Source organism: Halodesulfurarchaeum sp. (genome assembly GCF_036626455.1).
Taxonomy (GTDB): domain Archaea; phylum Halobacteriota; class Halobacteria; order Halobacteriales; family Halobacteriaceae; genus Halodesulfurarchaeum.
Genome location: NZ_JAZKRK010000004.1, coordinates 1 through 19,747, shown reverse-complemented (window position 1 = coordinate 19,747; position 19,747 = coordinate 1). Strand labels below are relative to the sequence as shown.

The 19,747-nt window shown below is 60.8% G+C and carries 20 protein-coding genes; 8 read left to right on the top strand and 12 right to left on the bottom strand.

Features of this window, described 5'->3' with window-relative positions:
• Window positions 1-28 precede the first annotated feature (28 nt).
• From V5A26_RS02190 to V5A26_RS02180, 3 genes are read right to left on the bottom strand one after another with little or no spacing between them, the layout of a single operon-like run.
• Complete coding sequence (locus V5A26_RS02190; protein ID WP_332320742.1) at window positions 29-517, bottom strand: DUF192 domain-containing protein; 489 nt, start codon at window positions 515-517, stop codon at window positions 29-31.
• Between the two features lie 51 nt (window positions 518-568).
• Window positions 569-1,273 (bottom strand): DUF7530 family protein, encoded by a 705-nt coding sequence (locus V5A26_RS02185; protein WP_332320741.1) that lies wholly within the window; start codon window positions 1,271-1,273, stop codon window positions 569-571.
• On the bottom strand, window positions 1,270-2,160 hold the full coding sequence (locus V5A26_RS02180; protein WP_332320740.1) for an NAD(P)H-binding protein: 891 nt from the start codon (window positions 2,158-2,160) through the stop codon (window positions 1,270-1,272). Before V5A26_RS02180 ends, V5A26_RS02185 begins: the two co-directional genes overlap by 4 nt.
• A gap of 111 nt (window positions 2,161-2,271) precedes the next feature.
• On the opposite strand from V5A26_RS02180, the gene V5A26_RS02175 reads away from it, so the two are divergent.
• Entirely contained in the window at window positions 2,272-3,231 is a 960-nt protein-coding gene (locus tag V5A26_RS02175) for a GHMP family kinase ATP-binding protein (protein WP_332320739.1), read from the top strand.
• A gap of 3 nt (window positions 3,232-3,234) precedes the next feature.
• On the opposite strand, the gene V5A26_RS02170 is transcribed toward V5A26_RS02175, so the two are convergent.
• The 7 genes from V5A26_RS02170 to V5A26_RS02140 form a co-directional block, all read right to left on the bottom strand.
• Window positions 3,235-4,800, bottom strand: a complete 1,566-nt coding sequence (locus V5A26_RS02170; protein ID WP_332320738.1) for a cobyric acid synthase — start codon at window positions 4,798-4,800, stop codon at window positions 3,235-3,237.
• Window positions 4,797-5,501 (bottom strand): adenosylcobinamide amidohydrolase, encoded by a 705-nt coding sequence (locus V5A26_RS02165; RefSeq protein WP_332320737.1) that lies wholly within the window; start codon window positions 5,499-5,501, stop codon window positions 4,797-4,799. The genes V5A26_RS02170 and V5A26_RS02165 overlap by 4 nt, the downstream gene beginning before the upstream one ends.
• The gene (locus tag V5A26_RS02160) at window positions 5,494-6,501 is read right to left on the bottom strand and encodes a threonine-phosphate decarboxylase (protein WP_332320736.1); all 1,008 of its coding nucleotides are present in this window, start codon (window positions 6,499-6,501) and stop codon (window positions 5,494-5,496) included. Before V5A26_RS02160 ends, V5A26_RS02165 begins: the two co-directional genes overlap by 8 nt.
• The gene (locus tag V5A26_RS02155) at window positions 6,488-7,057 is read right to left on the bottom strand and encodes an NTP transferase domain-containing protein (RefSeq protein ID WP_332320735.1); all 570 of its coding nucleotides are present in this window, start codon (window positions 7,055-7,057) and stop codon (window positions 6,488-6,490) included. The genes V5A26_RS02160 and V5A26_RS02155 overlap by 14 nt, the downstream gene beginning before the upstream one ends.
• A complete protein-coding gene (gene cobS, locus V5A26_RS02150) occupies window positions 7,042-7,785 on the bottom strand; it encodes an adenosylcobinamide-GDP ribazoletransferase (protein ID WP_332320734.1) in 744 nt (247 codons plus the stop codon). Before cobS ends, V5A26_RS02155 begins: the two co-directional genes overlap by 16 nt.
• Complete coding sequence (cbiB, locus tag V5A26_RS02145) at window positions 7,776-8,678, bottom strand: adenosylcobinamide-phosphate synthase CbiB (protein WP_332320733.1); 903 nt, start codon at window positions 8,676-8,678, stop codon at window positions 7,776-7,778. The genes cobS and cbiB overlap by 10 nt, the downstream gene beginning before the upstream one ends.
• Before the next feature lie 73 nt (window positions 8,679-8,751).
• Window positions 8,752-9,798, bottom strand: a complete 1,047-nt coding sequence (locus V5A26_RS02140) for a PGF-CTERM-anchored ABC transporter substrate-binding protein (RefSeq protein ID WP_332322194.1) — start codon at window positions 9,796-9,798, stop codon at window positions 8,752-8,754.
• Window positions 9,799-9,979: 181 nt separating this feature from the next.
• Between V5A26_RS02140 and V5A26_RS02135 the strand changes: the two genes are divergently transcribed.
• The gene (locus V5A26_RS02135) at window positions 9,980-10,273 is read left to right on the top strand and encodes a hypothetical protein (protein ID WP_332321383.1); all 294 of its coding nucleotides are present in this window, start codon (window positions 9,980-9,982) and stop codon (window positions 10,271-10,273) included.
• A gap of 271 nt (window positions 10,274-10,544) precedes the next feature.
• On the opposite strand, the gene V5A26_RS02130 is transcribed toward V5A26_RS02135, so the two are convergent.
• Window positions 10,545-11,294: a competence/damage-inducible protein A gene (locus V5A26_RS02130; protein WP_332321382.1), complete on the bottom strand. Its 750-nt coding sequence runs from the start codon at window positions 11,292-11,294 to the stop codon at window positions 10,545-10,547.
• Window positions 11,295-11,404: 110 nt separating this feature from the next.
• On the opposite strand from V5A26_RS02130, the gene V5A26_RS02125 reads away from it, so the two are divergent.
• The 5 genes from V5A26_RS02125 to V5A26_RS02105 all read left to right on the top strand — a co-directional run bounded on the left by V5A26_RS02125 (window position 11,405) and on the right by V5A26_RS02105 (window position 18,406).
• Complete coding sequence (locus V5A26_RS02125; RefSeq protein WP_332321381.1) at window positions 11,405-11,905, top strand: hypothetical protein; 501 nt, start codon at window positions 11,405-11,407, stop codon at window positions 11,903-11,905.
• Between the two features lie 179 nt (window positions 11,906-12,084).
• Window positions 12,085-14,490 (top strand): dihydropteroate synthase, encoded by a 2,406-nt coding sequence (gene folP, locus V5A26_RS02120; protein WP_332321380.1) that lies wholly within the window; start codon window positions 12,085-12,087, stop codon window positions 14,488-14,490.
• 241 nt (window positions 14,491-14,731) lie between these two features.
• Window positions 14,732-15,958 carry an NAD-binding protein gene (locus tag V5A26_RS02115; RefSeq protein WP_332321379.1) on the top strand — a complete coding sequence of 409 codons (1,227 nt, stop codon included), beginning with the start codon at window positions 14,732-14,734 and terminating at the stop codon, window positions 15,956-15,958.
• Between the two features lie 97 nt (window positions 15,959-16,055).
• Window positions 16,056-17,918: a BCCT family transporter gene (locus V5A26_RS02110; RefSeq protein WP_332321378.1), complete on the top strand. Its 1,863-nt coding sequence runs from the start codon at window positions 16,056-16,058 to the stop codon at window positions 17,916-17,918.
• Between the two features lie 59 nt (window positions 17,919-17,977).
• Entirely contained in the window at window positions 17,978-18,406 is a 429-nt protein-coding gene (locus V5A26_RS02105; protein WP_332321377.1) for a universal stress protein, read from the top strand.
• A 99-nt stretch (window positions 18,407-18,505) separates the two neighbouring features.
• On the opposite strand, the gene V5A26_RS02100 is transcribed toward V5A26_RS02105, so the two are convergent.
• Window positions 18,506-18,673 carry a hypothetical protein gene (locus V5A26_RS02100; RefSeq protein ID WP_332321376.1) on the bottom strand — a complete coding sequence of 56 codons (168 nt, stop codon included), beginning with the start codon at window positions 18,671-18,673 and terminating at the stop codon, window positions 18,506-18,508.
• A 155-nt stretch (window positions 18,674-18,828) separates the two neighbouring features.
• Here V5A26_RS02100 and V5A26_RS02095 point away from each other — a divergent pair, with 155 nt between their 5' ends.
• On the top strand, window positions 18,829-19,428 hold the full coding sequence (locus V5A26_RS02095) for a hypothetical protein (protein WP_332321375.1): 600 nt from the start codon (window positions 18,829-18,831) through the stop codon (window positions 19,426-19,428).
• The last annotated feature ends 319 nt before the right edge of the window (window positions 19,429-19,747 follow it).

Sequence of the window (19,747 nt, the reverse complement as noted above, 5' to 3'; positions counted from 1 at the left end):
ATCCTCACCAACCGTTTCCAACCTCGCATCAACGGGGCAATCCTTGCACTTCATCTCCGACGCTGACGTTGTGCGTGTCGGTATACCCTTGGTTTACTTCGATCACCCACCTGGCCTGGGCGCTGAAGTGGCGGTCAGCATCCGCCGCCGCATGATAGATCGCGGTGATCTGCCCGTCCTCGCCCACGAAAATGATGTCAAGCGGGAAGGACATGTTCCGCATCACGAAGGCCCGGGTCCCTTCGTCCTCGTAAACAAAAACCATCCCCTCGTTCGGGTCCAGCGATTCGGTGTCGCTCAAACCGGTGCGCCGCTCGGTCCAGGTATCCGCGATCGGCCCGGTAATCTGGCCTAACTCGACTCCGTCCGACCCCACGAAGGTGACGGTTACCGAATCCGTGCTGTTCACACCCGTCTCACCGTACCTGCTAACATCGCTCAGTGGCCCACCCACCACCAGCCCGAAGACCAAGACGAGGACTGCAAAAAACAGGAGTTGGGACCATCGACGCTTCATCAATTACACCTTCGAGCGCGAGTCCCTATGATCGTTAGCCTTGGATCCATGTCAGCGACGAAGGAGGGCAATCGAGGCTCCGGAAACGACCCCGACCGCGACCACGTGACCCAGTACAGCCGCCTGGAGTATCGGATGGCCGGAGAGAACCGGGACGATGAGCAGTTGCAGTGAGGCAAAAACGATCGTTATGGCGTCCAGTCGAGCGAACCGGCGGCGGGTCTCTTTCGGAAGGTCTTCACCGAATCGAACGGAGCGCCAGAACCCGGTTACACAGGCCCACCACCCGACCCCAATTCGGTAGGCCACGTCCCAACCGATGAACAGGAGGACTGCACTGAACAGAAGCGGCGGTTGGCTGCCCAGAAGATCCGTGACAAGTTGTGGCCCCTGGCCCTGCGGGTCATACACAAACGCGTAAACGATCAGGAGGACGAACGAGACGAGCCCGAGGACGATTTCGATCCGCGAACCATGTAACAGTTCTAGATATGCCCGAGGCTCGGTCCCCGTTCGAAAGCCCTTGGAGAGCCGGAGCATGAACACGCTCCCTGCAACGGAGACGACGACCCCGATCGTTCCGGCAAGTGCGGCTTTCGGAAGTCCGTGATACCACCCAAGAAGCAACACGACAAGTTCGAAGCCCAGGAACTGGACAGCGACGGCGACTCGGCGGGATGTGTTGACGCCTGGGACGCTTCTGACGATGCTTTCGTAGACCCATTCACGCTCCCCCGGAGGACGGTCGTGGTTCATTCCGCAGCGATGGCCTTTTCGACGGCATCGTCGAACGGTGTGCGTTCCATCGGGAGCAGTTCCTCTGCAAGGTGGTCCCGCACCACGACCGGATTCTTGAGTCCCTCGATCAGCGGATGGGAGATGTGTTTCGGGGTGTCAGTAACCAGGTCGATCCAGTAGACCGAGATTTTTGGGGAGAGGACCGGGACAGGGATGATGTACAGTCGCTGCCCCATCGTCGCAGCGGTCCGTTCCATCATTTCCTGGTAGGAGAGGACTTCTGGGCCGCCGATTTCGAGTGTTTCGCCCCTAGTTTCGGGGGTTTCGATGGCACGGCGGAGGTATTCAGTGACGTCGTCGATGCCGATTGGCTGGGACGGCGTCCGGACCCATTGGGGCGTGATCATTACCGGAAGGCGGGAGACCATCTGGCGAACCATCTCGAAACTCGCGCTCCCGGCCCCGACGATGATGGCAGCTCGGAAACTCGTCAGGTCGTACGACCCGGTTCGAAGGACTTCTTCGACTTCCCGTCGCGAGCGCAGGTGCGGTGAAAGGTCGGGGCCAGTTTCGCCTAACCCACCGAGGTAGATCACGCGGTCGACCCCGGCTTCACTGGCTGCGTCGGCGAAATTCTGTGCCGCCCGTTTGTCCCGTTCCTCGAACTCATCACCGATACCAAGCGAATGGATGAGATAGAACGCGACGTCGACATCCTCGAAAACACCACCGAGTGTGTCCGGTTCAAGGACGTCGCCTTCTCGGACTTCGATCCGAGAATCGAGTCGTTCTTGGCCCGCCTCACGGTCTCGTGTCAATGCCCGGACGTCGTAGTCGTGTTCGAGGAGGTCAGTTACCAAATACCCCCCGACGAATCCGGTCGCGCCGGTGACGAGAATGCTCATACTCTACGAAGGGGGCCAATGCTGATAACGGTACTCATGGTGGGTACTGGTCTGTCGGGACAGCAGACCGGAAGTGGTTATTGTTCGGTGGTCAAACCACTCCGACAGGTAATGAAGGGGACCGCCGTCGCCCATCCGATCCAGGGCCTGTTGAAATATCACGGGTTTCGGGACCCGGAGCTGAACGTGCCGGCCCACGACTCGATTTCGGTCTGTACGGCGCCCTCACGGACCACGACCACGGTCGAGTTCGGTCACGATCAGGATTCGGTCACGGTCGACGGCGAACCGATCGATAAGGAGGGCGCTGATCGTGTCGGGGAGGTGCTCGGTCTCGTTCGGGACCAGGCAGGAATCGATTCAGGAGCCCGAGTGGTCTCGGAGAACACCTTCGAGTCCAACGTCGGACTTGGTGCGTCCGCATCGGCATATGCCGCGCTGGCCACGGCTGGGGCTTCAGCAGCGGGCCTCGAACCCAGTCGGGACGAACTTTCCCGACTCGCCAGACGGGGAGCGGCGTCGGCGGCCAGAAGTGTTGTGGGTGGGTTCGCTCATCTCCGAACGGCATCTGCACCACAGGATAGTGTCGCTGCCCCCATTCCAGCCGGGTTCGACGACGACGTTCGCATCGTGATCGCCTCGCTTCCGGAGCGGAAGTACACGTCCCGGGCCCATGCGACCACACCGGACTCCCCGTACTACGAGGCCCGGTTGGCAGGGGTACACGGGACCGCTTCGGACCTCCGGCGGGCCATTCGACAGGGTGAGTTCGATGGGACGTTTGCCATCGCCGAACGGGAGTCGATCGAACTGTTGGGGGTCACGATGACCGGCCCCGAAAACTGGCTCTACTGGCGCCCCGAGACCCTTGCGGTACTGGAAACGGCCCGAGAGCTGCGGGACCGTGGCGTGTCGGTCTATTTCTCCGCGGACACCGGGGCGACGGCCTATCTCAACACCACGGCTGCGCACGTCGAGACCGTTCGCCAGGCCATCGAAGCACAGGGAATTTCGACCCGAGTCTGGCAGGTCGGTGGTGGCGTCGAAGCCTCGACCAAACACCTGTTCTGAGGGCTACTGAGATCCGAGGTGGGCCCACAACCCGGTAACCGCTTTTAGTTCGAGATGTGTCTCGAGGAGGGCTGCTGCACGTTCGTAGGGTGACCCAGCACGGTCCGATTGCTCCGGAGCCGACTCTTGGGCCCGTTCGAAGAGTGTCCCTACGAATGCGTCCCTGACCGACTGGTTCTCGAAGAGGCCGTGGAGATATGTGCCAAGGACCGCTTCCTGGTGCGCACTTGTCTCTTCGAGCGGGTGGGCCACAGGCTTCAGAAATCTCGCATCCCCCATGTGTATCTCGTACCCCGAAGCGGTCCCGTCGGCATCAACAATTGGGCCAGAACCCTCCACCTCACATGTGGTCCGGGAAACCGCTTTTTCGGCCGAGAAGGTCGTGCTCACTGGGAGTACTCCGAGTCCCGGCACAGTTCCCTCAACGGCCGTGCTCTCGATCCCCGCGTTTTCGATCCGATCCCCAAGCATCTGGTAGCCGCCACAGATCCCCACGACGGGGCCGTCGAAGGCCCGAATCTTCGGGCCAAAGTCCGCGTCTCGGAGGGCGAGCAGGTCGTCGACGGTGTTTTTCGACCCCGGGAGCACGACCGCGTCGTACTCCGCCAATTCGGTTGTGAGCGGAATGTAGTGCACTCGAACGCCGGGTTCTGCGGCCAACGGTTCGAGGTCGGTAAAATTCGAAATGAACGGGATGCGTGGCACGGCCACATGGACGGATCTGGTCTCTGAGATGCCATCCTCACCCCCGAAGACAGTGTGTTCACCCTCGGCCGGGAGCGAGACGCTATCCTCCTCGGGAAGCCCTGGATCTTCGGCCGGCAGCACACCGAGGATCGGGACCCCTGTCATCGACTCGAACTCTTCGATCCCTGGTTCGAGGACTGCCTTCGATCCGCGGAACTTGTTGATGACGATGCCGGCCACCTGGTTCCGGACATCAGCCGGCATCAGTTCGAGGGTCCCGTAGAGACTCGCGAAGACGCCGCCCCGTTCGATGTCGCCGACCAGAACGATCTCGGCATCGGCGAAACGCGCCGTCTCGATGTTGGCCAGGTCCCGATCCAGCAGGTTGATTTCCGCGATGCTACCAGCGCCTTCCGCAATGAGAACGTCGTATTCAGCCTCGAGTCGTCGGTGGGACGCGATCGCGGCCTCGCGGGCGGTCTCCCAGTGCACGTCGTAGTAGGTGCCAGGTTCGAAGTGTTCGGTGGCCTGCCCGTGAATGACCAACTGACTCTCGCCGTTGCCCCGAGGTTTGAGGAGCACGGGATTCATGTCCGTTGTGGGAGTTGCGTCCGCGGCGCGCGCCTGAACGTATTGAGAGACACCGATTTCGCCCCATTCGGCCCCAACATCGTGGTCCTTCGCCTCTGCGTCCCGGTCCGGAGAGACAACCACTCGGGCATTATTGCTCATGTTCTGGGCCTTGAACGGGGCGACGGCCACGTCCTGATTTGCCAGCAACCGGGCGATTCCCGCCGTCACAACTGATTTTCCGACGTGACTGGCCGTTCCAGCGACGAGAATCGTTGTTGCCCTGGTTGTTCCGTCACGTGCGCTGGTCATGGGTCGAATGGCGTCGCAATTCGGCTGGTCACGATTCCGGTGTCGGCCTCCGGGACGGACACTGGCGGCTCCGAGTCCGCAAATCGGGACGCGAAACTCCGCGTGAGCGCCTCTCGAACTGCGGTCCGGGTGGCGTCACCGACGTCGGTTGCACTGCCTGCAAACGAAACCGCCTGCCCCGCCGGATCGGTACCGACGGCGACGGCGTCTGACGTGGTTCCTGTAAACCCAGTTAGTTGCTGGAGCGTGGCCGTCTTCGCTTCGACGGTGACTCCCAGTAGTGTCCCCAGGGTCCCGTCTCCAAGGGCTCTTTCCGTCCCCACTATGAGGTTGACTGTCCCCGTCGCAGGGGCCTCCCCGGGTACCAATCCCTCTGGATCAGTTCCATCCGGGTCAAGGGGCAGTGCGGCCGGGTTCGAGAGGCCGACGGTAGCGACTGCCCGAACGCCATCGATCGTTGCGCCGGCGGCGTGTTGCATGTCGACTCCGGTCAACAGCGCCGGTCCATCGGTCTCGAAACCGGCGGCGTCGCGTCGTTCGTTCGAATAGGTGGCCAGGTCAGTCCGATCCCACCCCTCCGGAACCGAAATGTTGTAGACCGTCTTACTGTCAGTGTACCCTCCGCTCCAGCCAGTGAGCAACCATCGTGCACCCGAGGACTGGACCTGCAGAACGTCGTCCTGAATCGTCGTCTCAAACACGTTCGAGCACCTCCTCAAGTCGGCGGTTCTCCGACGGCCGCCGGACGGCAACCCGCACGTGAGAATCGAGCCCTCTGAAGGTTCGGGCGTCTCGGAGGATTACCTCTCGCTCACGGGCCCGCTCGAGCAGTTCGGTTACGGAGCCATCCACTTCGAGCAGCAGGAAGGGGGCGTCTGATTCGTGGACCGAGAACCGCGATTCGAGTCTGGCCCGCATTTGGCCCCGCTCTCGGGAGACGCGCTCTCTGGTTTCTTGAATGAACTCCGACGCTCGCATTGCCTGGGCACCCACCTGCATCGCCGGGACGCCGATGTTCCAGGTTATTCGGGCTCGATCGAGTCGTTCTAGGAGGTCCCCTTTCGCGACGGCGAACCCGGCGCGGAGTCCTGGGAGGCCAAAGAGTTTCGTCAGCGACCGGGCGACAATCACGCCCTCCGTCCCGGCAATTGTCGGTTTTTCTGAGAAGCCGAGGAAGGCCTCGTCGACGAGGACGGTGGTGTCCCCAGCCTGGCTTCGCTCCACAAAGTCACGGAGGGCATCTGGGTCGGCGGCCTCGCCAGTTGGGTTATTGGGATTACAGACGATCGCGAGTGCGTGGGAGTCAGGATCGGTCTCGAGCAGTTCGTCGTGGGGGACGAACTCCGGCTCGGCGCCCTGCAGTCGGACTTCCCTGGCGTACTCACCGAAACTCGGGGACGGAACGAGTACCGTGTCCCCGGGGCCGACCGTCACCGATAATGCGAGTCTGACCGCGGCCAATCCGCCCGGTGTGGGCACGATTTGACCGGGTTCGACGTCGACGTATTCGCTTGCCGCCAGCCGATAGCCCGGGGCGGTATCCGATGGGTAGGCTTTCGAGTCTTCGAACGCCGACTCATAAACAGCCTGCACGCTTGGTGGGGTTTTAGGGTTGATGTTGGCACTAAAATCGATCCCGGAAGCGTTCGGCTCGCTCCCGTGGGGGACCCGCTCCACGCGACCGACGCTATCTCGGTCCATTGCTCCCCGCTAACACAGTTGCGATCCAGGCATCTCTGGGTCGATTCACGTTGACAGCGAATTTGGGGTCGGTGGTCATGAGTGTGTCTTCGGGTTCGGGGTCGCCGACGACGTTGACGCCGGTCGGGGTCACGATGGTCCCTTGGTACTCACTCGTCGAGTCAATGGACACGCCGAGTTCGGTTTTGCGCTCGACAGGGACCGCGACCATGGCGGAGCCAGTGTCGTATGCATCAAGGACCCAGTCGATCGCCGGCCCATCGAGTAGCGGAAGGTCCGCACCGAGAGTGAGAACCGGCTGCTCGACCTGCTCGAGGGCCAGGGACAGGTCGGCGACGTACCCATCACCGGTGCCCTCGATGACCGGGATATCGACGTGAGCGCGTGTCTCTGGCACTTGAGGGGACCCGACCGCAGAGACCTGGTCGACGGTACTGGCTTCCAGGGCGTCGATAACACGATCGATCATCGGTTGTCCCGCGATTTCGTACTGTGGCTTCTCGCCCTCGAACTCGAGCCTGGAGCCCTGCCCGCCACACATCACCAGAGCGTCCATGCGATCACCCCCGCGAGGAGCGCCGCGAGCCTGGCGATTTCGTTGGTGGCGCCCAGTACGTCACCATTGATGCCTCCGAGTCGGTCGCGGGCCCACCGTTCGACCACCACGCCAGTCGTTACTCCGACGGTCACGGCAACCGCACCGGCAGGATGCGGGAGCGTCAGGAGGGCTGCTGGGAGAGCAAGCAAGACGCCAAGCGGGAGCGTCCAGATGGTTGCATTGCTCGAAAGTGCGGAGCCCAATCCCTCGTGACTGGCCGTCCCGCGGGCCAGGACTGTGACCATCCCGAGTTTGGCCCCGACTTCGGCGGCGACGACGGTGCCGAGGACTCGTGGGGCGGAGCCGGAAAGCGTGAAGCCCACGGCGAACAGGCCCAGGAGTACCACGCCGAGGGCCAGGACGGCTCCGACCCCGATTGCACTGTCTTTCATCGCCGCACGGGCGGCTTCCGGGTTGCCGTGGGTCGCGACGCCATCGGCCACATCAAGCAACCCGTCGAAATTGTTGATACCTGCGAAGAGTCCGACGCCGAGTACGAAGGTGAACCCGACGATAGCATCGGGGAGTCCGAACACGAGCGGGAGCGAGAGGAGTGCACCAAGGACGTAGCCCACCGGCACCATCACGACAGGGCAGGTGGCGAAGGCCTCCCAGGCAGCCTTCGAATGCCCAACTGGCAGGGTCGTCAAGAACCCGAGTGCTCCTCGAAATGCACTTAGAACCATGCGATCACCCCGGCCAGAACGAAGGCGAGGATGCCCGCCCGGGTGCCGACCTGGACGGCCTCGTGAGCGCGGTCGAGTGAGGGGAACGATGCGGTCGGATTGAGATCGTAAGCGTCGGGTTTTCGAAGTCGGATATCGAGTGTGGCCGCCATGGCCGCCATCGGCCACCCCGAATTCGGCGACTGGGGCTCACCGACCCACGCTTGAGCGCGGGAGAGGGCCAACGGATCGACTGCAGCGACGGCGATGAGGGCCGCGCTGAGCCGCGCGGGGACCCACTCGACGACGTCGTCAAGCCGTGCACTGGCAGTTCCAAGTGGACGATCAGGATAGCCCAGCATCGAATCGAGCGTGTTCACACCCTTCACCCAGGCTGCGGTTCCCACCGCGACTGGGAGCGACACGAGGCTGCCGATGGCAAACGCCAGTAACGGGCCGACGAGCCCGTCTGCGAGGTTTTCGGCCAGGCTTTCGACGGCCGCACTCCGGAGTTCAGCCGGTGAGAGTGATTCAGTGTTTCTGCCGACGAGCCCGATAACGTCCTGTTTTGCCTGTTCCGGATCAGTTTCTGTCGCGTCGATCACGCGGCTCGTCAATCCAGTGAGCATATCGAGACTCAGCATCGTGAAGAGGATGAGGCCGCCAAAGAGACCGGCCAGAAGTGGGTTCACGTGGCCGAGCAGCCAGACCGAGCCGCCTGCCAGAACGGCGAATGCCAGCGGTAGCAGGACGGCAATGACCGTCCCGACGATACCGGGTCGCGAGAAGTTGTGGTCGAGGGCCCCGATAACCTGACCAAGTTGGGCGACTGGATGCACCGACTCGGGGGGTTCCCCCACCACGGCGTCCAGTACAAACGCGACGCCGACCGCGAGGGCACCTATCGGAGCCATTTCGTTTTCGGGGTTTTCATTCGGGGTATATCAGTCGGCCGGTCGATCACCGGAAACCCGGTCGGTTCTCAGGTCAATCTCGACGGGTAAGGAACACGGTCCCCACGAGTGCGAGGAGCGCGGTGATCATACCAAATCCGGGCGCGTCCGTCGCTGTCGTTGTGACCGTGGTGTCCTCGCTGAGACTCGCTGCGGCCGACTCGTAGGCATCAGGATGCCATTCGCTTGCGAAGTCCTCGACGACCTGGATAGTTCGGGGCGCAGGCTGGTTCAAGTAGTTCGCGTTGACGGTGATGATCTGGTCGTTTTGCACGGCGTCGGTGTTGTTGTACGCCGGTGCGTTGGGCACCACTTCCGGTGCTTCGTTGCTCACGACGAGGTATTCTGGACTTTCGTTGGCGACGACTTCGCGGCTAATTTGCGCGTAGCCTTCGATCCCAGCTTCAGCAGCGATGTTCGTCCCGCCGGCCGTTTCAATGACGCCGTTGATGAATGTCCCACTACCGGCCGTGAACTCGCCACCGAGCAGGTACAGCACGGTCGGGCGATCCTCACCTTCGACGGCCGTTCGGACGATTTCGAGCGAGTTTTCCATTTCATCGGCACGTGCGTCAGCACCCTCACAACTATTAGTGATTTGACCTGTTAGTCTGGTCTTCTCGACGATGTCCTCCATCGACGTCGCGGCGTCGAAGTTGTAAACGGTGAGACCCGCCTCGCGGAGTTGCGTTACTTTATCGTCGTTAATGATATCGGGAGCCAGTACGAGATCGGGCTCTTCGGCGATCACCGTTTCCGTGCTCACGAACCCTTCCTCGCCGGAAACGATCGTCTTGTCATCGGCGCCTTCGAGGTATGTGCCCCGGTCGGAGATCCCAACTACTTGCTCCTGTGCGCCGATCTCCCACATCGTCTGGGCCGCGCTCGGGGCGAGCGTGACGACCGATTCGGGTGGTTCTTCGATCTCTACCTCTTCCCCCGTCGCATCGGTGACCGTGAGCGGGAACGAACAGTCAGTCGTCTCGCTCTGTGCGGTGACACTCCCCATGACGCCGACAGCTCCGGTTGTCACCAATACCAGGGCCATGGCCACGGCGAGTAGTTTTCGTGATGAAGGCATGAATGAACCAACCGCGCATTACAACTTAAATTTGTCTACGTCAAGATTGGTTGTGTTATGCCGCCAGAATAGGGGTCGTTCTGTTGTATATGAAGAAACCCGGCCCGTTTGGGGCGGATAGCTATAATATATTTGGAAATATAGGGGTTTTAATATTCATACGTCGGGATATTCACATGTCATGGTGGTGCAAAACGAACTCCGTGAAGCGATGGAGGCGGGCCGGCACGAACTCGTCGAGTTCCTTGCCACGTATCAGGCAGTACCGAAGGTCGATGAGGATGTCGAGGTTTCCAGTCTCCTCGGCGGCCGCACGAACACTGAGTTCAAACTTGCCGAGCCGGGTGATGTAGAAACGACGGACCGGCAGACACGACAGGAGGTCCTCGAAGCTCTCGGCGTCGAGGACGAGGAGGACCTCCCGCCGGTTCAGGAGGAGATCAAATCGCACGAGGCTTGGGGCGAGAAGGTCTAGAAACCCAACAGCCGAACCCATTTTGACCGTTCCGGGTGAGACGAATCGAGGAGCTGAGCGCGTATAATTGCTCGAGTGGGCCACTAGTGTCGGATGGACCAAGGTGGGGCAAAGCGAACTCGGTGGGTCGATTGGCGGGACCTGCAGCGACAATCGAACTCCTCGTTCGGACTGATACCGCCCCGGTCCTCGACGAAGATGCTGGGTTTCCGGATCTGCCTGGTGCTCGAACGAAGCCGGCGTTCAAGTTCGTCGAACGGGGTGTGGTTGGTCACGCCCCGTTTTCCGGCTCAGCTTCGAGGGTTACCCGCTCACCGAGCCAGTCGACGGCTCGCTCGACGGCCGTCTCAGTGTCTCCGGTAATGCGAACCCGGTTTCGATCAGCCCGTTCTCCAGGATAGCTACCGGCCCGGACCGCGAATCGGTCCTCGACAGTTCCGAGGTGGGTCGCCAGGACTCCTTCCGGTGCGTCAGTGTATCTTGTTTCGACACGAACGTCGCCCTCGAACTCACCAGCGACCTGCTCGAACGTTCCTTTCAATTCGCTTGGTACCCCCGGGAGCACGTACACGTTTTCCACGGCACAGCCCTGAGCTAACCCCTCGGGGTTCTTGATGACACGGCCGCCGGCGATCGTCTCGGCAACTCGGTCGACGTCGAGGCCCAGGTCGTACTTCTCAGCGAGGTCCGGATGGCTTTCGACGAAGGCCTTGGAGGAGGCTTTTGCGGCCTCCCGCGCGTCCGGGTCTATTTCGAGGTCCCGGTCGAGGCCTTCGGCCACCGCTTTCATTGTCAGGTCATCTGGCGTTCCTCCTAGTCCACCGGTAACGATCACGCGGTCGAACCGCGCTGCCCGTTGTGCCACCCGATCGGCGATCAATTCCCGGTTGTCGCCGATCGTCAGGATTTCTTTGACGTGGCCACCCAGCCGGGTGATCTGACGGGCCAACCAGGCCGCATTCGTGTTCTCGGTTTCGCCGGCGAGGAGTTCGTCGCCGACAGTGATGATGCCCACGTCCATGGATGTCCTGCGAACCGGCCACGGGTTAAGCTTGTCCAGACCTTGGCCGTCGATTAACCCCGACTTTGAGAGATGCGAAGGCGTTCTATTCGCCGACCTGCATTGGGGGTATGGACAGACGACCGGTTCTTTTTGCGACCGGGACGGCCGTTGGTACCGGACTTGCCGTCTGTCTCGGTGACGGCGTTCCGATCCGACCGGCTTCCGGGACGGACCGGCCACTTGCCGTCGACTGCGCGGACGTCTCTCGGCCTGAACCGGCGTCTCCGGAGGCGACAAATGCGATCCAGCCAATCGCCTCTCCGGATCCTCCATCGTGGCCACTGGACGAGGCGAAGGTCCGAGCGTTCGTCGCGGCGTTCGATCGTGCCTATCGGCGCAATCGAGAGATCGACGCTGCAGAGCCGTATCTCGTCGAGTACGGGTTCCGGCTCACCGGCGAACGTGTGGCGGAATTGGCGGTCGGTGGGTATCTCGTCCGGCTCGAATACGTCTTTTCCGGGACGGTCGCCGAGGGGGTTGCGTACGACTCGGCCACCACAGGCCCCGTATGCCATCGACTCCTCGGGTGCAATACGTGCATCCACAACCGAGGATGGCGCTCCGAGTGAGGAATCGTCCTGGCCAGATCCCCGGGAGTCGGGGGCCCAGTCGCCTGCTTCGATGGCGGTGACAGTGGAGAGCCCAGCTGAAACGCTTCCCCCGCCAAAACGGCTCTTCCACGCCGCAGCCCGAACGGGCGTCCCAGGTCTCCGGTACGTTAAAGCGAGCGGTTCTCCAACACCGGCGTATGCACTACAGCGAGGCGGCGTCGTACCTCCTCGATCTGCGGCGGTTCCGGACCGACCTCGGAACTGACGATACCCGACGGTTCCTCAAGGGGGCCGGCTCACCCCACAAGGGACCAGATTTCGTGCAGGTCGCGGGATCGAACGGCAAGGGCAGCACGGCCCGGATGCTAGATTCGATCCTTCGGGAGGCCGGACTCAGCGTCGGATTGTACACCTCTCCAGAACTCGATCAGTTCCGCGAACGGATCCAGGTCAACGGGCGCCAGATCCCGAAGAACGTGGTGACCGAGTTTGTCACGTCCCATCGGGAGTCGATTGACAGCGGCGCCGCCCGCTCGGAGCCATTGACCCACTTCGAGGCGGTGACGGCGCTCGCGATCTGGTATTTCGACCGGCGTGACGTCGACATCGGTATTCTCGAAGTAGGAATCGGCGGCCGATACGACTCGACGAGCGTGATTTCGCCAGTCACGAGTGCCGTGACGAACGTCTCCCTGGAACATACCGACGTTCTCGGCGACACGGTCGAAGAGATTGCCAGGGATAAAGTCCACGTCGCGCCCGAGGAAGGCCCCCTCGTGACTGCTGCTGACAACGTTTACGAGACGCTGCGGGAGCAGACGGCCCTTGTGACAGTCGGGGACGATGGAAGCGATATCGAAGTCGAATCGCGTGGCCGGAACGGACTCCGTTCCCAGTCAATCGCGTTTCGAGGCGCCGGCTGGGATCTCGAAGCCGACATCCCACATCTTGGCGGGCATCAGGCTCGCAATGCCGGCGTCGCTGTGGGATTGGCCGGTCAAATAACAGATCTCGACAGTGGGACGATCGCCCGAGGCCTTCGCAAAGCCGAGTGGCCCGGCCGGTTCGAGGTGATGGAGCGGGAGCCGACAGTGCTCTTAGATGGCGCTCACAATCCGGACGCAAGTCGTCAGCTCGGCCACCTCCTCCGGGATCTGGAGTACGAGAATTTGTATCTCGTCTTCGGGGCGATGCACGACAAAGACCAGCCGGGGATGATCGAGGCGCTTCCGCGCCCCGATCACGTCTTCACCTGTCATCCGGACACGAAGCGAGCCGAGGACGAACAGGTCCTCGCTAAGGCCTTCGAGGCGGCCGGTGTGGGGTCAGTGACGCCGGTCGAATCCGTTCTCGACAGCGTCGATCGGGCGATCGAACGGGCGGAACCGGATGACCTGGTGGTCGTCGCCGGATCGCTTTATACCGTGGCCGACGCCCGACAGCGTTGGACACGAACTGTTATCCCGACAGACGCCCGTTTGGCGCCGGAAGCGGACGGCACGGTCCCAGTGGCGGAACTCGACGCGGCGTGGCTCCCCGGTGACTCAGAAGCACGGCGACACACCACTCTTCGAACTCGCCTCCCACGGGCCTGCGCCCGGGTGGTCAAAAGCGAGATGGAACGCCTGGGCGGCACGTGCCACATTTCGGCGCTGGTCGAGGCGGCCCGCTTTGTCGACGTGTTGCTTGCTGGCACTCGGAAAACGGTTACCGAACTCGCCGACGCGCTCGAATCCCGCCAGAACTGCCCGACACTTCCGGGGGGCCTCCGCGAGGCACTCGAACCAACCCCAATTGACTTGCCGGGGGCCAATCCCGACCGAACCCCGGCTCTCATGGGAATTCTTAACATTACCCCGGATTCGTTCCACGACGGCGGCGAGTACAACGAGGTGACTCAGGCGGTCGAGCGAGCCGAGCGATTGGTCGAAGAAGGGGCCGACATCATCGACGTCGGCGGCGAAAGCACCCGGCCAGGGGCCGATCCCGTGGAAATCCAGCAGGAGATCGGGCGGATCGTCCCCGTGCTCGAGGGCTTGCAGGATCTCGAGGTTCCGATCTCCGTGGATACCCGCAAAGCCGAGGTCGCAGAAGCGGCCCTCGAGGCCGGCGCGGACATCATCAACGATCAGGACGGCCTCGAGGATCCGGCGATGCGGGCCGTCGTTGCGGAGCATGATGTGCCAGTCATCTTGATGCATAGCATCAACACGCCGGTCCAGCCCGATGCCGAAATTCCCTACGACGACGTCGTCGCCGACGTCATCAGCGACCTTCACGAGCGGGTCCGCCTGGCCGAACGGGCCGGGATTGATCGCGATCGGCTCATTCTTGATCCTGGGATCGGCTTCGGGAAAACGGCGGCGGAGAACTTTGAACTCCTCGACCGGCTCCACGAACTGACCGGCCTGGGGCTCCCGATCCTGTTCGCACACTCCCACAAGTCACTTTTTGCCGGAATTGGCTATGCGGATGGGGATCGACTCATGCCGACCGTGGCCGCTTCCGCGATGGCGGCCGAGCGAGGTGCCGCGGCGCTCCGAGTGCATGACGTGGCTGAGAACCTGGCGGCCGTCAAAGCGACTCGCGCGACTCGTCGGTAGGCACTCATTCCGCACTTTCGCCCAAATCTTCCGATTTGAACGGTGGTGCCAGTCGGCCCTGCCGGTGTACTCAGCCGGTTTGCCTGCGCCTTGACCACCGCAGTACGGTGATGCAGATGATCTGGCTGAGGATATGGCTGGGGTGACCAGGGATATTTTCATGATTCACTCATTGAGGCTCGAGTGCACGCCCCGAACCAGCGGTGGACATTTATATAGCTGGGATGGGGTTTTTGACGGTATGGGACCGGGTGACGATCAGGAGCGGGAGTCGGATGATGCCCTCGAGCGCCTGTTCTATCACACGGATCGGGTCACGTTCGTGCATTGGGGGGAGTTTACTGGCGCGAAGACGGCGACCGGTCTCGTCGGGGTTTTAGCGGTTCTTTCCTTCGTTGTCGGGCTCTCCCATATCAGCCAACCGGCACAGTCGTTGGAAGGCCCCCTCGCCACTGTCCTTCCCCTCCCGCCTGCCATTCAATTCGTCGGCGTTCTCTTCGCGTTCGTCTTCGCTGTACTGACTGCCGCCCTTCGACGCCGAAAGCGTCTTGGCTTGCTCGTGACAATCGTGGTCCTCCCACTCGTGGCGGTTCTGCCCCTGGTTTCCTTCCAAAATACCGATATTCCCCTCCTGCTCGTGTTGTTGATTACCCTGCCGCTTTTACTGCTCAATCGTGAGAAATTCGACCAGCCCATTGAAGTGACGCCGCTGCAGATCGCATCCCTCTCCTCGGTGGTGCTTGTGGGGGTCTATGGCACTGTCGGGGCCTACACGTTACGCAATGAATACGTCACCCTGGAAACCTGGGGCGATGCCGTCTACTACGTGATCGTCACCGTTGCGACGGTGGGATACGGGGATATGACGCCGACGACGCCGACGGCAAAATGGTTCTCCTTGTCGGTCATCATCTTCGGAACAGGTGCGTTTACCGTGGCGATCGGCTCGTTGATTGTCCCGGCGATCGAGTCACGCATGGCCTCGGCCTTTGGAAAAATGACAGGATCAGAACTCAAACTCTTCGAGGACCACATCATCGTCCTTGGATACAGCGACGTGACGGAATCGCTCTTAGAGGAACTGGAAGGGGATGTCGACGTGGGATTGGTCACTGAGGATGAAGACGTCGCGAGGGAATACGGTGAAGAAGTGACGATTCTCCAGGCCGATCCGACCGACGAATCGTCGATAAGAGACGCGAACATCGAAGCGGCAAAGGGCGTCGTGGTTGCGACGGAAGACGACGCGGACAACGTCCTCGCCGTCCTGACGGCCAGGCGAGTGGATCCGGATATTCGGATCGTGGCCACTGGGAACGAGGCGGGGCATCTCGACAAATTAGAGGCCGTCGGAGCCGACGAGGTCGTCAGCCCACAGGCAATCGGCGGTCGGCTATTGGGTCAATCAGTGCTTGGCAAATCCTCACCGGAGTCACTGTTCGAACGGATCGACGAAAACATGGAGTGAGACCGGGAGAGTATTCACTCGCCTTTGGGACGGTTTCGGCCAACCTACGGGCGGTTTCGTCGGTACTTCTTTGGTACCCCGTACCTTGATTTCGACCATGGCAATTCACCAAACTAGCCCTTTGGAACGCGGTCTGGCCAAAGTGCTGGTTCCAATTTTTCTGGTGTCTGGAGCAATCGTCATCTCGGCGTTTTTCTTCCCCAACATCGTCGGCTCACTGATGGCCGGCAAGGTCTGGCTTGTCGTCTCACTCGTCTTTTTCGGATCAGGCCTCGGGTACGTGGCTGTCCTCCCTGGGAAAATCGACGAGGAAAGTGAACTGACGGGGGCTGATTATTTATTGAAGGTTCGACGGCTCTCGTTTCGCGACACGATTCAGGGATTTTTCCATAATCAGGATAAGTGGTCCTTCGCGGTCGTTATCGGTGTTTTCACCCTGTTTTTCGGGCTTCAGGTCTTCATCCCGGACCAGGCGTTAACCGCTGTGACTACGGTACAAGCCTTCTTGCTGAACGAGTTAGGCCTGCTCTTTTTGGGGATCATGCTCCTCTCGGTCGTGTTCGCCGGCTATCTGCTGTTGGGTCCCTGGGGGGAGATCATCTTGGGCGGCCCCGATGCGACACCGGCCTACACCTATCCGACGTATTTCACCCTCTTCTTTACGGCCGGAATCGCGGCCGGGATCATCTTCTGGGGCCCTGCAGAGGCGCTCTTTCACTACCAAACGCCCCCGCCGTTTTTCGACGTCGCCCCGCAATCGGAGGCTGCGATACAATCAGCATTGACGTACTCCCTGTTTCACTGGGGTATTTCAGCGTGGACCGCCTACGTCGTCATCGGTCTCCCGATTGCGTATTTCGTCTACGAAAAAGGGGCTCCATTACGGGTCTCGACGATTCTGACCCCGTTTCTCGGAGTCGATGGACTGGATTCGATCTGGGGTAAGTTCGTCGACGTCATGGCTATTTTCGCGACGATTGGTGGGATTGCCACCTCGGTGGCCCTCGTGAGCCAACAGTTTCTCACCGGTATCACCTATCAGTGGGGGGTCGAAATGGGTGATATGGGCCCGATTCTTTTCGTCGGGGGTCTGTCGACGATCTTTATTCTCTCGGCCTCGACCGGCGTCAATCGGGGAATCAGGCGGATCGCGGGGATCAATATTCTCCTCTTTTTCGTTTTCGCCGGTATGTTGGCTGTGGTCGGGCCGTTCACGTCCGTCGTGGAGCAGGGCTCTGCCGCGCTGGGCAGTTATGCGATCAATTTCGTTCCCCTGAGCCTATACAGTGGCCCGGAGTGGGTCTCGAACTGGACCGTCTGGAACTGGGTCTGGTGGTTCTCCTGGGCCCCATTTGCGGGCCTTTTCCTTGCCGCGCTTTCGAAAGGGAGACGGATCAGGACGGTCGTGTTTACGGGCGTTGTTGCTACCTCCGCCGCGGCAATCGTGTGGTTCCTGCTGTTCGGTGGGACGGCGTTGCACGTTCAACATCTGGGCCAAGCGAACATCCTCGGCACTATCGGGGAATGGGGAGGGTCGGAAGCTGTGGCAGCGTTCCCGATTCTTTCGGCGCTCCCGCTCAGTCAACTGATGATCTTCGTCTTTCTCGCGCTCATCGTCGTGTTCATCTCGACCTCGGCGGACACGTCAACCCTCATTGTCGCGATTTTGGCCAGTCGCCCAGGCGTCGCGCCGACTCGGTGGGCGATCGGCTTTTGGGGCGTTTTCCAGGGTGGGGTCGCTATCGCGGTGCTCCTCGTGGGTGGCGCATCGAGTCTCCAATCGCTTGCGGTCTTTACGGGCGGTCCGTTTGCAGTCCTCACGGTCGTGGCGATGGTCGGATTGAGCCGAACGCTGTACCGGGAGGAAGGTGGCAACAAATCTCTCATCCGGGTCGTGCTGGATAAAGTACCGACAATTAGTGGCACCTTAGATAGCCAGTCCCTGAGAGAACAGGAGTAGAACGGTGTGTACCATCTACAATTAGTTTTATGAATGGCCGTACCTAACGAATAGGTGTAATGTATGATACCATACTAATCCCGACTGACGGGAGCACAAGCGCAATGCGCGGTGCCGAACACGGAGTCGACTTGGCGGCGGAACTTGATGCAACGGTTCACACGCTTTTTGTCATCGAAGAGGCCACCAATCCCTGGAATCGTGAATCCCTGGAGGGGCAAATGGATGACGCTGAGGCCTATGGGAAAAACCAAACCCAAGAGGTGGCCGACATGGGGGAGGAAGTAGGCGTGGAGGTCGTGCAAGAGACGGAGATTGGACCGAACATTCCCAAAGAAATTATGGAGTACGCTGATGAAGAGGACATAGACGCTATCGTCATGGGCTCTGCGTTCCGCGGATCCTTGGGCGGCTTGCTTGGAAGTACGGCCGAAAAGGTCGTACGGGTCACTGACCTCCCCGTGATGGTAGTTAGCCAGAATCCGTAAGTCAAGGCGGTCGGAAGTGGCGGTTTTTTCACATCGTCTGTTCGCCCTTTCCAGGCGGAGATTCCGGCCTCACGGAGTGAGCGAGTAGGGTGGAGTAGTTTACAGTCTCGTCTCTCGATAGAAAATGACGAAAGTCAGGACGAAGAAGACGAGTCCGGCCGCCAACATTTCTCCGAGTACCAGGAGTAAGACAGCGATGAGGAAAAGCAGGATGATGAGCCCTGGCATACCTCGTTTGAGGGTGCGTTTGTCGATTGGACCGAGCATGTAGCGGGTTATTTTGGACCAAGGGTTAAAGTTTTGTGGCAGTTCGTCCCTTCACCGACTCGTCCCGGAACTGTTCGAGAAGATTTGCGAATCTCAGTCGGTGGGCTGTCCCTCAAGCGACAGACTTTCTTGGGTCCGTTTCGCATACCAGTATCATGACCGGAACATCGGTCCTGGCCGCTGGCATATGGGGTACGTTGATGACTCACGGCGGAACGGCGTTGGCACTACGGCCCCTCCAGAGCGGCCAGTTTCTCGAAGTTATGGACCAACCGTCCTGGATTCGAAGCGTGGCCGCCTTCGGTTTCGTTTTCGGTATCGGGGCCCTCATTTTGGTACGGAACCGGACGCTTATCTCCGATTCCGTAACCGCCACGATCGAACGGCCTGCTGTCGCGGTCTTTTACGGGTTCGGCGCCCACGCGATGCTGGGATTCTTCGGCTATTATCTGGGTGATCAGGTCGGGCAAAACGTTCTCCCGAGCGTTCCTGGGGCCGTGTCTGGCATCGTTATCGCGATCGCTGTTGCCGTGTTGCTTGGCGCGTGGGGATTTACCGTCATCGGGACTGCCGTCTCCGAATCACTGCTCGGCGCTGATGCCTGGGGCGGCCTGGCCATCGGTTCGGTAATTGCTGCCGTGGTGGCGTTTATTGACCCGTTCGCCGCCCTGGCGATCTGGGTTCTTCTCGTTTCGATGTCGACTGGCGGCCGAATTCGCTGGTGGGTCCATGCCTCCGAAGCTGAGGATGCATGAACGACACAACCAACGGCGGTTTCTAACCCGAGCGCAGCTATTGGGTCACGATTGGTCACTGTTCAGTGACGATTCGGACTGTCAATCCATACTTGGTCTCATGCGCTTCTCTCAGTGCGCAATTTCCGCCGATCGAATGCGTAGGCTATCGATTATCACGCCTCTGCAATGGGCAACACGCAAGGTCCGGTCACCCCTCCAGTCACCGTCCAAACCGCTGAACTGGTTCACTGTAGCCGTCGCTCCAACGAAGGAAGGTTCATCGGGCCAAATGCTCCGAACCCAGACTCCGCGAGGGGAAAATCCGTCATGGGTCCAG